The organism is Gilliamella sp. B2889, assembly GCF_026536885.1.
In the GTDB taxonomy this organism is placed as follows: Bacteria; Pseudomonadota; Gammaproteobacteria; order Enterobacterales; family Orbaceae; genus Gilliamella; species Gilliamella apicola_E.
Genome location: NZ_JAFNNF010000004.1, coordinates 57,477 through 70,871, shown reverse-complemented (window position 1 = coordinate 70,871; position 13,395 = coordinate 57,477). Strand labels below are relative to the sequence as shown.

The 13,395-nt window shown below is 35.1% G+C and carries 7 protein-coding genes; all 7 read left to right on the top strand.

The genetic code is table 11. From position 1 onward, the window contains the following. Positions 1-50: 50 nt before the first annotated feature. The 7 genes from gss (at position 51) to J3U09_RS07270 (ending at position 13,385) form a co-directional block, all read left to right on the top strand. Positions 51-1,943 carry a bifunctional glutathionylspermidine amidase/synthase gene (gene gss / locus J3U09_RS07300; RefSeq protein ID WP_220225278.1) on the top strand — a complete coding sequence of 631 codons (1,893 nt, stop codon included), beginning with the start codon at positions 51-53 and terminating at the stop codon, positions 1,941-1,943. 212 nt (positions 1,944-2,155) lie between these two features. Then, positions 2,156-3,805 (top strand): SrfA family protein, encoded by a 1,650-nt coding sequence (locus J3U09_RS07295; protein WP_267357676.1) that lies wholly within the window; start codon positions 2,156-2,158, stop codon positions 3,803-3,805. Positions 3,806-3,813: 8 nt separating this feature from the next. Beyond that, complete coding sequence (locus J3U09_RS07290) at positions 3,814-6,840, top strand: virulence factor SrfB (RefSeq protein WP_065562899.1); 3,027 nt, start codon at positions 3,814-3,816, stop codon at positions 6,838-6,840. Beyond that, positions 6,837-9,509, top strand: a complete 2,673-nt coding sequence (locus tag J3U09_RS07285; RefSeq protein WP_267339108.1) for a putative virulence factor — start codon at positions 6,837-6,839, stop codon at positions 9,507-9,509. Before J3U09_RS07290 ends, J3U09_RS07285 begins: the two co-directional genes overlap by 4 nt. A 126-nt stretch (positions 9,510-9,635) precedes the next feature. Further along, positions 9,636-10,691, top strand: a complete 1,056-nt coding sequence (locus tag J3U09_RS07280; RefSeq protein ID WP_267357674.1) for a hypothetical protein — start codon at positions 9,636-9,638, stop codon at positions 10,689-10,691. Between the two features lie 12 nt (positions 10,692-10,703). Further along, the gene (locus J3U09_RS07275) at positions 10,704-12,668 is read left to right on the top strand and encodes a vWA domain-containing protein (RefSeq protein WP_065734941.1); all 1,965 of its coding nucleotides are present in this window, start codon (positions 10,704-10,706) and stop codon (positions 12,666-12,668) included. Positions 12,669-12,671: 3 nt separating this feature from the next. Further along, positions 12,672-13,385, top strand: a complete 714-nt coding sequence (locus tag J3U09_RS07270; RefSeq protein WP_267330571.1) for an ABC transporter ATP-binding protein — start codon at positions 12,672-12,674, stop codon at positions 13,383-13,385. The last annotated feature ends 10 nt before the right edge of the window (positions 13,386-13,395 follow it).

Here is a 13,395-nt window from a genome sequence, read left to right as displayed (position 1 = left end):
CATAGCTTAGTAAAACCTACCTTACTATTATTCTAAAAGGCCAAAATAACATGTCATCCCAATCTGCTAATAAAGAACCTTTTGGTACATTACTTGGTTATGCACCAGGTGGTGTCGCAATTTATTCATCTGATTATGAAACATTAGATCCTGAACAATTTCCTAATGATGCTTCATTTCGAAGCTATTCTGGTCATGAGTATATGGGGTACAAGTGGCAATGTGTTGAATTTGCTAGAAGATTTTTATTTTTAAATTATGGTATTGTTTTTACTGATGTTGGCATGGCACATGAAATTTTCTCGTTAAGGTTTCTTCGCCAGGTTATCAATGAAGCTATTTTACCATTACAAGCATTTGCTAACGGCAGTAAAAAAATGCCAGAAGCAGGAGCATTATTAATATGGGATGATGGCGGTATATTTGATAGAACAGGCCATGTTGCTATTGTTACTGAAGTTTTTGATAATAAAATTCGAATTGCGGAACAAAATGTTATCCATACCCGACTTCCTATTGGTCAGCAATGGACGCGTGAGTTGGAGATGACCGTATCTGATGATGGCTTTTATTTGCATGATACTTTTGATGATACCAAAATTTTAGGTTGGATGATTCAAACAGATAATACACTTTACAGCCTACCACAACCTGAAGTTAATAAGCACTTACTCGATATCCACAGCGTACACATTGAAAATCATGGTCAATTTGATGGCAAATGGCTAAACGAAAACGATCCGTTAGAAAGCGCTTATGTGTCAGCAACTGGCCATGCTATTAGTCATGATGATCAATATCGCTATTTCACTATTTCTGAAAGTGCAGAACAGGAACTTATTCGTGCCACAAATGAACTTCATTTAATGTATTTACATGCTACAGATAAAGTATTAAAAGATGACAATTTATTATGCAATTTCAATATTCCTGAAATTCTTTGGCCTAGACTTCGGTTATCTTGGCAGCAACGGCGTTATCAAATGATCACTGGTCGATTAGATTTTTGTATGGATGAGAGAGGCTTTAAAGTTTATGAATACAATGCTGATTCTGCATCATGTCATACCGAAGCTGGAAAAATATTGGAAAATTGGGCAATCCAAGCCGAATTAAATGTTGGGGTAAACCCGAGTGCAGGATTACTCAATGCTTTAGCTAGTTGTTGGAAGCATAGCGACGCAAAAGCATTTGTACACATTATGCAAGATAATGACAATGAGGAAAATTATCATGCACTATTTATGCAAAAGGCCCTGACTCAAGCTGGATTTAAAAGTAAAATTTTACGAGGACTAACCGGGTTAAGATGGGATAAACGCGGACGCTTAGTTGATGATGAAGATCGTCAAGTTACCTGTGTCTGGAAAACGTGGGCATGGGAAACTGTACTTGAACAATTACGCCAAGAAAGTGAAGCACAAGTAGCAGGATTGCCGATTCGAACATGGCATCCTGAAAATGCGGTTAGATTAATTGATGTATTGCTGCGGCCTGAGGTATCTGTTTTTGAGCCTTTATGGACTGTAATCCCAAGTAATAAAGCTATTTTACCTGTATTATGGTCTCTATTTCCGAATCATCGTTATTTGCTTGAATCTACATTTGAACTTAATGACAACTTAATCAAAAAAGGCTACGCAATTAAGCCTATTGCCGGGCGAAGAGGTAGTGATATTGAGTTAGTTGGTAGTCATGAACAAGTGTTGGATAAAACTGTTGGACGATTTGCAAAACAGGAAAATATTTATCAAGAATTATGGTGTTTGCCAAAAGTTGATGATCGTTATTTGCAAGTTTGTACTTTCACCGTTGGTGGTCATTATGGAGGTGCGTGTTTACGTTCTGATCCTTCTTTGGTTATAAGAGGAGAAAGTGATATGCAACCACTACGAGTGTTAACGGATGAAGAATTTTTAAAACAGAAATCAAAAAAAAGTTGAGGAACGGGGTTTTTGAGGTCTAATTTAACAATTTAGTCATTAATTAGTTGAATATTTATAGCTTAAATCATTATAAAGAATTAAATATGACAAAAAAATCATATTATCTTTTGGGTTAACAATGACAACAACTTGCTATTTCTGATAGAATTGATTTAATTAAATAATAATTACAAAAAATATAAGTAATTTAAAGGAATATCAGGAAATATATGGCAAACACATTACTCCGAAGTGGTGATATAAAAGATTTCAAGATGCTCGGGCATGATGGGAAAGCGGCTTATCTTGTTGCTTCTCAAATTCGCGAAATGTTCCGAGTCAAATTAGGGCGTCAATACTCAGATTGTTTAGCTATCCCACAACGTAATGATCAGGGTAATATTGTTGATTGGTATATCCCTTTCGATTCAGACTCACCTGATGGGGAATATGATATTGTTCCTTGGACATCGGCTAGTGAATCAGAAAAAGAATCTGCTCTAGTTTTGCTTAAAGATTTTGAAAACAAAGTTATCGAATTAGGTCAAAAATTATCTAGAAACCCCAATTTAGAAGGTGACCAACTACTTTTTAGTCGGCTTATCTATGATCCTAAACAAAGCGCAGATAGCCTTGAACCTAATTTGATGGCGATACGCTTTCCTAGCAATCAGTTTGTTTATATTGTTAATGGCAAACCCGTTATTACTTTTTGGGGCTTTGTTAATCCGCAAACACCACAAGCGACCTCGCCATTTTATTGTTTAGAGGCCTTTAGAAGTACAGCACCCGCACCTTCTCAAAAAATACCTGTTGTTGTTAAAAAGCCTTGGTGGAAGCGTTGGTGGGTTTGGTTATTGGGATTATTACTCCTTTTATTACTATTGTTAGCGTTGCTGTGGTTAAATGGTTATTGGTTAAAACCAAGTATAACTTTAGATCCAAATGTCTCGATAGATAATAAAGTTAATTCTTCTGTTGTTAACAATGAAAAGAAAGAAGAAAAACCAGAAGAACTCAAAAAACCAGAGGATAATAAACAGGATCCTGAGGGAAAACCTAAAGAAGTTATCATAGATAACAGGCCTGTTGGTGTGGTTAATGGTGTCGTATCAAATCGGACTGTTGCTGTAGATCCTAATGCAGTGAATGTTGTTTCTACCGATTCTGCTGCTGTTGATAATTCAGCCGTACCGCCTGCTGCTCCAAACGAAACAGTAGAAAATATTGCAAATGGTGTTACAGATCCACTTCAACCTACGCCTCCTGATGCAAATAATCCTGATGATAAAGGAAATAACGGTGATCAAGGTGATCAAGGAAATAAAGGGAGTGAAGATAATAATACCCCGAATAATCCTAATTCGCCTGATGATAAAAACGTGGATCAAAATGGTCAGAATAATGACGATAAAAATGCTCAAACGACACCACCAGATGTCGTTAATAATTCTGAAGCTAACACTTCTAATCAAGGTAATTCACCTGATACCAATGCTAATCAATCCCAAAATTTAGCTTTACCTACTGATGCATTAAAGCAAGGGTCAACAAACTTTTTAAATGGCCAATGGTCAGTTGGAGCCGGTATTCAAGATAAAGCAACCGGTAAACCATTACAATTAAGTTATAATTTTAATCAAGGCAATGGTGAAGTGACGCTTACTCGTAGTGATGGCGTCAAATGTGTTGGTAAGGTCGGTAGTGGTATTCAAAACGCGAATTTAAATATTGTGGGTAATACCGAAGCTACTTGTAGTGATAATACTAAATATAAATTACCAAATATTCAGTGTAAACCTGGCAAAAATAATCAAGCTGATTGTCAGGGAGTTTATGATAACGGGACTTCATTCCCAATTATGATGAAAAAACAATAGGTTTGTATATGCTTCCAGAAATACGCAATTATGGTCAAGAAGTCACACTTATCATGAATAGTGGAATTCAGTTTCTTGATTTTGCATTAAAAATAGATTGGAAAGATAATAAATGGCGAAGTAAAGTTAATGGCTGTTTTATTGATCCATCAGAAAGCGGAGCACTAGTTAGATTAATTGAAGATATCGATAGTGGTAAATTTTTTGCGCCGGATAATCTCTCTTTTGCTGTTACGCCAACTCAAGAGATAAGTGTTGACCAATCATTAAAACTGTTTGATGGCATTTGGTTGCCTGTGCCAGTTTTAAGATCAATGCCACCAGAGCGTTTTGATAAAGGCCCGCATAACTGGAGTCGAGTTCGAATTGTTAGTATTCCAGAAGGTGAAGATGCTGATGGCAATACACACCGCATTACATTCGCCTTCGATACAAAAATTTTCAGCAATATGCAGGACGTTGCTTATTTAGCGCCGACTGAAAATGATGTCAAAACAGGAGCTGTTTTTAGTTTAGCTCATCGTTCAGATCAAGTTGCTTGGTACTTAGAGCAAAAGTGGATCACCAGTTGGTTAATTGATCTATTTCAAGAGTTAGCGCCCCAACCAGAGCGACTAAAAATTCATAAAGATGATATTGAGTTAGAAATAAATAATAAAGCTTACTATGGTCATTATTTAAATATTCTTAATTTGCTTGCTGATTCATTACAGTTACCAAAAATCAAAATTGTCTCAAATAATCGAGATGATGTGGTTAAATCAATTCCTGTTGATATGATTTTAGATGTTGGTAATTCTAGAACATGTGGAATACTAATTGAAGATCACGTTCAAGATAAAGATAGCTTAAATCGTCGCTATGAGCTTGAAATTCGGGATTTAACTCAACCTGAACATATCTATAATGAACCGTTTGAGAGCCGAGTAGAATTTGCACAAACCTTTTTTGGTAAAGAGCACTTTTCTTTACAAAGTGGACGACGTGATACTTTCCGCTGGCCTAGTATTGTACGAGTTGGAAAAGAAGCCAGTCGTTTAGCTAGTCGTCGTGAAGGGAACGAAGGTGCAACGGGGCTTTCAAGTCCAAAACGTTATTTGTGGGATCAGGAGAAGTATGAGCAAGGTTGGCGATTCAATTCTCATTATGTGAAGAGCGATCATGAACCCTTTGCAACGGCAGAGCCGTTCTCTAGCTTAATTAATGAATATGGTGAAGCACTGCATGTCCTCAGTAATGAAATTGAGGAAGAATTTGATCGTAAAATGCCAGTGTTTCATCCAAAATATTCACGTAGCTCACTAATGACATTTATGCTATGTGAAGTATTAATGCATGCTTTAATGCAAATAAATAGTGTTGCTCAGCGTAATAAGCTTGAACACGCTAGAACGCCTCGTAATTTACGTTCAATTATTCTTACTATCCCCCCAGCGATGCCAAAACCAGAACAAGCTATCTTTAAAAGCTGTGTTTATCAAGCTATCGGTTTGGTATGGAAAAGTTTAGGTTGGGATAGTTCTGACGATGATATAGATTTTAGTGATCCTGAACAATTAAAAAGTATATGGCCAAACATCCCTGAAATTTACATTCAGTGGGATGAAGCGACCTGTGGCCAAGTGGTCTATCTCTTTAATGAAACTCAAAACAATTATAATGGTCGATCAGAAGAGTTTATAGCTTCAATGGTCAGACCAGATAAAACCAATAAACAAAAATTAACGATTGCGACCGTTGATATTGGTGGTGGCACAACTGATTTAGTTATAAATGATTATGAACTTGACTATGGTGCTAATAAACAGCTTAGTGGCAGTAATGCTTACATTGTTCCGACACAACGTTTTCGTGATGGATTTAAAGTCGCTGGTGATGATATTTTACTTGATATTATTCAAGATACCGTTTTATCTTCGCTAAACAATGGCCTAAAACAAGCTGGGCTTGCAGATCCTAATCCGATTTTATCTACTATTATTGGTTCTCAGCAGGTATCAATACAAGATGCAGTACTGCGCCAACAATTAACTTTACAACTGTTTACGCCAGTAGGCTTGCATGTATTAAAGCTTTATGAGCTTTATGATCCATTACATGCTGAGCAGCATGTTTATAACATGACATTTAGTGAATTACTGCAAAATAATGCGATGACCGATCATGTTCTGAATTTTATTAATGAACCGATTAGTCGAGCATTAAATAATCCTGAATTTTCTGTGCTTGATTTAAATGTGGAAATTGACCTTAAACGTATTCATCACTTATTTATTCGTGGTGATTATTACAATATTTGTAAAACGTTTGATGCGTTATCAGAGATTATTAGTTGTTATCAATGTGATGTATTGTTATTAACAGGTCGTCCTTCGCGGCTGCCTGGTGTACAAAGTTATTTCCGTTCACGATTATCAATGCCAGTAGGACGTATATTACCATTACATGGTTATTATACAGGTGGATGGTATCCATTCCATAAACAAGAACGTATTGATGATCCAAAAACAACGGCTGCTGTTGGCGCTATGTTATGTTTTCTAAGTAAAAACTTAAGATTACCGAATTTCTATTTTAGATCATCGAATATGGATTTATATTCAACAGTCAAATACATTGGTTTGTTAGATAATCTAAACATGATAAAGAAAGAAAATATTTATTATCAAGATATTGATTTAGATGATCCTGATTATGATTTTCCTGACCATTCTTTCGAAATTAGAGGCACAACAAGGCTTGGTTTTAAACAGCTTGAAATCGATCGTTGGCCTGCATCACCAATTTATATTTTGACTATTGAAAATAGTGATGTTGCTAAACGGTTGAGTGCTGAGGGTGTGGTTTTAGAGGTAACTTTAGGCATTAAAAATCGACAAAAAACTGTTGAGAATTTTTATATTAAAGATGTCAAAGCTTCAGATGGACGTGCTTGTAATAAAACCAAGGATATCAAACTTAATTTAAACACAATGGTAAATTCAGGTTTAATTAGCACACAATATTGGCTTGATAGTGGAATGATAAAACGATGAAAAATTTAAATGAACAACTCCCTAAATCTTGGGAACAGGTTTATCAAGCATCAGAACAGGCAATAGAGTGGGTGAGTCAAACCCGAGATTCATCAAAGCGTTTGAACAATGAGGCTGATAATTTAATTCTAGATCTACGTCGTTTGCGTAATAGCGCAAAACGATTGGGTGATGTGTCAACCAAGTCTGTTGCAGTGGGCTTTTTTGGATTGTCGCAAGCAGGTAAATCTTATCTCATTTCAGCGTTAGCTGCGGGTGAGAATGGTAAGCTTGAAACCGTTGTCGATAATGAAATTTTAGATTTTATTGATCATGTCAATCCTGTTGGCGGAGGTAAAGAGGCAACTGGACTTGTTACACGATTTAGTCGTACCGCTAAAGGTGGCATTGCCAACTATCCGCTAGAGCTTAAACTTTTTCAAGAAATCGAAATTGTTAAAATTTTAATTAATGCATATTTTAAAGATTTTGATCAACAGAAAGTTGTGAATAAGATTGAATTTTCAGAGTTAAATCAACTTATTCAACAATCTGAAAATAAAAAACAATCTGATTATACGGGTGGTATAACTGAAGATGATATTGTTGATCTCTATGATTATTTATCTGAAAACTTTGGTAATTCACTTGAAGGTTTAAAAGGGGGGTATTGGGAGAAAGCTGTGTCTTTACTACCTTATCTTTCGACTGTAGACCGAGGTGCTTTATTCTCTGTGTTGTGGGGAGGCATAAGTGAACTCACTGCAATTTATGTGCAGTTAGCTACGACCTTGTCAAGTTTAAACCATGCTAATACTATTTATGCACCTCTTTCAGTATTGGTGAAGGAGCATGATGGTAAAAAGTCACAGATTGATAGCATAATGAATGTTGATATGCTTGAAAGGTTAAATACGGAGAAAGATTCATCTGTATCCGTTACACCACTTAATGGAATACCAACTTCGATATCATTAGCTCAATTAGCTTTTTTAACCGCAGAATTAATCTTCCCCTTAGTAAATCAAACTCGAGTACCAACTTTTGAGAAGGTCGATTTACTGGATTTTCCTGGATATCGAGGTCGATTAAATTTAATTTCTATCTCTGATGTTAAAGAAGGTAATCCAATTGCTCAACTTTTATTGCGTGGTAAAGTTGCTTATCTATTTGAGAAATATACTGATAGCCAAGAAATGAATGTTTTGGTTGTTTGTACTCCATCAGATAAACAGTCAGATGTTAATGATGTTGGTCCAGTATTAGAACGTTGGATTGATAAAACGCAAGGTGAAACCGCTGAGAAAAGGGCTACTAAAAAAGCTGGCTTACTATGGGCTATTACCATGTTTGATAAAAGAATTGGAGCATCATTACATCAATCAGAAGATAATCTAAGTAATACTTGGGGTAAAGGTGGCTTATTACAACAAACTATTTTAGAACGTTTTGGTAGCTATGATTGGTTATCCAATTGGTCAAATAATGGTAAATTTAATAATGTATTTTTGGTTCGTAAACCTGGATTTGATGTACCGTTTTTAAATGTCGACGCCAAGGCAAATCTTGAATTATCTTATAATGATAATTATCAACAAGAAATGTCAGTTTTGAAAAAGACATTTGTTGAAAATCCAGATATTAAAGAGTATGTAAGCGATCCAGACCAAGCTTGGGATGCGATGTTGAAGCTAAATGATGGTGGAATTGGTCGGATTAGCCAATATTTAGAACAAGTCGCGATTACTGAAGTTAAACAACAACGAATTGTTGAGCAACTCAATGAGAAAATAGATTATATCATCAATATGCGTTTTGATACTTGGTATCAAGCCGGCAGTGATGAAGAACTTGGTAAGAAAAAACAAATCATTAGTGGTGTAGTAAAAGAACTACAAGGTAAAGCGTTATTATTAGGCGAACTACTTAAAGTTTTAGAATTGCCAGATCAAACTATTCGAGCCCTTTATCATTCAAGCCATATAAATAATGAAGTTAGCAGTACAGGTAGTGATGATATATTAGATAATTCTTCAAACGATTTTGGTTTAAATACTGAATTTGAGCTGTTCCCCGATTCTAGCTCTCCTCTAAAACCTAAAGCTGTTGCTAGTTTACCTACTGAATCAAAATTTGCGAAAAACGTATTTACTGCATGGTTGGAGCATTTAAGAAATATTGTATTAGATAAACATATATTACAATTTTTTGGACTTGAGCAAAAATCACTCTCTTTTATTGTTGAAGAATTAATAACTGCCGCTAACCGTTTAAAACTTGAAGCAAGTTTAACGCAGAAAATTTTAGATATCGAAAATATGGGAAGTAAACGTGATGATCTTGAGTCTCGACAAATTAGCTCTATTCATCTCTTTTTGACCGACTTTATTGCTTGGCTTGGGTTTATTCAAGGGCAAGCAAATGAAATACCGACAAGCCGTGTTAATCAAGGTAAACCTATATTTTCTTCACCATTGAGCCAATTTTCAAGTCAATTATCTCATCCACTTCCAGTGCTTGATGATAAGACTAAAAATTATTCTCAGTTTGCTATATTTGATTGGTTTATTGCATTTGCGGTGCTGGCACAAGAAAATGTCGGGCATCACGCTGGGCGTGAAATTAGTCAAGAACAAAATTCTCAACTTGGTGAGGTTTTAACTATCTTTAAACAATCGCAAATAAAATAATATGTTGTGATTATATTAGATGGTTATCATTTAATAATTATAAAAAAGGTAGCTTAAACTACCTTCTATTATGAAAGATTTATCAATCCATATTGATAACATTATAATTGTGAAATAGAGGATATCATGGCATTAAAAATTGAATTAGAAGGCTACAAGCCAGGTATTGCTAAATTTTTGGCACAAAAATGGAATGGTAGTGCCGATATTGATATGCTTATTCAACGTAACCAGGATGGTTATTATTTATCAGGTCTTAATCAGTGGGGACCAGAAAAAAATTGGCATACATTAACTAATATGTCGGTAGATAATGAGCAATTAACTGGCCAAGTTGATGAGTGGTTAGTTGACTCATTATTGTCTCAAGAAAACCGTGTTAGATTTCTTATTCAGATCCGTGATAAGCAAAATGAAAGCTATACCGATAGTGGTGTTGTTAATATTGGTGAAACAGTATTTCCGTCATCTGCTCTAAATACTCAACAATCTGATGCTATAGAAGAAGATAAAATTGAGCCTGATGAGATTGTTCAGAATTTTACTGAATCAGATTCAAAAGCACCTTCAGAATCTGATGTTCCTCAAACTGAATTGCCTGTTGCTGAAGAAGAAAATCAGGTAATTGCCGAGCCTGAAGTTGAAATAGAAGCAGCTCCTGAGCCTGAACCTGAACCTGCGATTACACCAGAAGAAGTTTCTACTCCACAACCAGTTAAATCAAAAAGTAAAAAGGGAATAATTATCCTAATTTTTATCACATTATTAGTTTTAGCTGGTCTAAGTGTAGCGGCATGGTATTTCTTCTTTTCAAAAGATAAGAGTCCTTTGACTGCGACAATGAATAGTCAGTGTGACGTTACAAATGCAAACAGTAATGATTTATCTTTTATTCAACAGTGTTTACAGTCAAAACCTGATACGGACACAATAATTGAGATAATAAATCAAGCAAAACAAGCAAATAAATGTAATATCGCTCAGCGTTTATATGCTAATCAGTCTTTGCTGAATGCTAAAATTGCCTTACTTTATGCTAAAGAATATGATGAAAAATTTTATCAAGATAATCAGTGCTTTAAAATTGATAAAGGTACCGCAATTTATTGGTATGAAACATCATTGAATAATGATCCTAATAACGTTTTAGCTAAAGAACGCCTAGCTGAATTGCAAAAATAATAAGGTGCAGGTATGAAAAAAACATTAATTTCAATATTGATTATCGGATTTAGTCTTACTTGCTTACCTTTAGTTACGTCAGCTTTAGAACCATTAAAGCAAGCAGGTAAAACAACACTTTATCAGCGAGTTCTCAGTACTCCGACGTGTGAATTGAAGAAGAATATTAATGATGCTAAAGGCCAATCAGTACCTGCGTTTTCTCGTTATTATGTCTATGAACGTAAAAATGAGAATAATCAAGAATGGTTGAATGTTGGTCCAGATTCTTACGGCAATACAGTTGGTTGGATTAATAATTCATGTGCGGTTGAGTGGAATATGCAATTGACGTTAGTGTTCACAAATCCAGTTGATCGTGACCCTCTGTTATTTTTTAAAGATAAAGCCTCATTATCCTCAATTGTTGATGCGGATAATCCTGAAACGTTATTAAAACCCATTCGAGACGCACTAAAAGAGAATAAAGCCGTACCACAGATTCTGGCTCAAGAACCTAAGGAATTTGTTGATTTCAAGAATAATTTTTATTTATTACCGATTTTACAAGGTGAGGAGGTAATGAATGGGCAAGGTTTTTATGAACGAATTTTAGAGGTGGCTTCAGTTAGTAAACAACAAGCGGTGGTTAAAAGTAATAATAAACCATCTACCTCATCTTCGGATGATAATACTAACCAAGTTGCTCCATTTAAAGCTGCAATTGTGTTTGTTATTGATTCAACGATTTCGATGGATCCTTATATATCGAGAACAAAAGAGGCTGTTGAACGAGTTTATCAGCGTATTGAAAAAGAACAGTTACAAGATCAGGTTAAATTTGGATTGGTATCCTTTCGTTCAAGCTTAAAAGCTTCGGATAAATTGGAGTTTGTCAGTAAGATATTTGTAGATCCAAATCAAGTAAAAAATAAGGAAGAATTCAAAAAACTTAGTGCTTCTCTTAAACAAGCCACGGTCTCAACAACTTATTTTGCTGAGGACTCTTACGCGGGTGTTGCACAAGCGTTAAATGATATTAATTGGAATAATTTTGGCGCTCGATATATGATTCTAATTACTGATGCAAGCGCTATTCCTGGCGATGATAAGCTTTCAAGTACAGGTATGGATGCTGCTCAATTACGACTTGAAGCACAGCATAAAGGTGTTGCAATTTATGCTTTACATTTAAAAACGCCAAGTGGTGAAAAAGATCATCAAGTGGCCGAAAAGCAATATTCTGATTTGACCTATAACGATTTTATTCATAAATCACTTTATTATCCTGTTAATGCTGGCGATGTAAATGAGTTTGGTAAAAAAGTAGATTCATTAGCTCAAGCATTATCAGAGCAAGTTAAATTAGCCTATAAAGGTGAGTCTTCAGTTGGTAATGCCCTTAATGCCAAAGATGATAATGACTCTAATATGTTAAAAGATGCTTTACTATTAGGTAAAGCAATGCAGCTAGCTTATTTAGGTGATACTAACGGCACTAAGGCTCCGTCAGTTTTTAAAGCCTGGATAGCTGATAAAGACTTTGTTAAACCGACAATTCCAACAGCAGAACCTAGAATTTTACTAACTAAATCACAATTAAGTGATTTAAGCGATATTGTAACTAAAATCGCTAATGCTGCTAATGATGGGTTAATTTCTGCCGATGATATGTTCTCACAATTACGTTCTGTTGCTGCTGCGATGGGGCAAGATCCAAGTAAATTAAAATCAGATTCAGTCACAAAAATTGCTGATTTAGGACTATTAGGTGAATATTTAGATAATATTCCGTATAAAAGTGATGTAACTAGTCTTGATCAAGAGACATGGAAAAGTATGAGTGGGATTGAACAAGAAAAATTCATACGTAATCTAAATAGTAAAGTGCGTTATTACCAAAAATGTAATGCTGATGTTGATCGTTGGATATCACTATCTGAAGGTAGTGACCCTAGAGAAAACGTTTACCCGATTCCATTAGAAATGTTGCCATAAAATATGTTAACTATAAATAATTTGGTGATTTCTAGACCGATCGGTAAATCTTTTTTTAAGGTTTGTTTACCTGAGCTTTCGATGAAAGCAGGGCAAGTGGTTGTCATTAAAGGTGATAGTGGTTGCGGTAAAAGTACTTTACTTGAGATGATAGGCTTGATTCTTAAGCCAGATGAAGTCGATTGTTATAATCTTATGGTTGATAATGAAACTTATGACATTGCTAATGTGATTCATCAGAATAATATTAATCAATTAGCCAATATCCGAGCGCAATATTTGGGTTTTATGTTACAAACTGGTGGATTACTTCCATTTTTAAATATTAAAAATAATATTTTGTTATCAGCTAAAGTATTGCGAAAACCTGTTGATTCTAATCGATTTGACTATTTGGTTGATAAACTTAATATTGCTCATTTATTGAATAAATATCCGAAACAACTATCTATAGGTGAAAGGCAACGGGCATCTTTTATTCGATCTATTATTCATAAACCCGCGTTATTATTAGCTGACGAGCCAACCTCTGCTCTTGATCCTTATAATGCAAATTTGTTATTTGATTTAATAATAGAACAAGCTCAACAAGATAATATTGCTGCAATGATTGTTACACATGATTGGCAACGAATTGAAAATAAAGGGTTGTTCACTTTATCGGCAAAATTAACCTCTATGCAATCGTCAGAATTTTTACCGTCCGTTATAAAGTAAGGTGTAAAAT

Bases quoted from the DNA above. Each gene is read 5' to 3' on its own strand.
- J3U09_RS07280 (WP_267357674.1), top strand. From the start codon at position 9,636: ATGGCATTAAAAATTGAATTAGAAGGCTACAAGCCAGGTATTGCTAAA.
- J3U09_RS07290 (WP_065562899.1), top strand. From the start codon at position 3,814: ATGCTTCCAGAAATACGCAATTATGGTCAAGAAGTCACACTTATCATG.
- gss (WP_220225278.1), top strand. From the start codon at position 51: ATGTCATCCCAATCTGCTAATAAAGAACCTTTTGGTACATTACTTGGT.
- J3U09_RS07275 (WP_065734941.1), top strand. From the start codon at position 10,704: ATGAAAAAAACATTAATTTCAATATTGATTATCGGATTTAGTCTTACT.
- J3U09_RS07285 (WP_267339108.1), top strand. From the start codon at position 6,837: ATGAAAAATTTAAATGAACAACTCCCTAAATCTTGGGAACAGGTTTAT.
- J3U09_RS07270 (WP_267330571.1), top strand. From the start codon at position 12,672: ATGTTAACTATAAATAATTTGGTGATTTCTAGACCGATCGGTAAATCT.
- J3U09_RS07295 (WP_267357676.1), top strand. From the start codon at position 2,156: ATGGCAAACACATTACTCCGAAGTGGTGATATAAAAGATTTCAAGATG.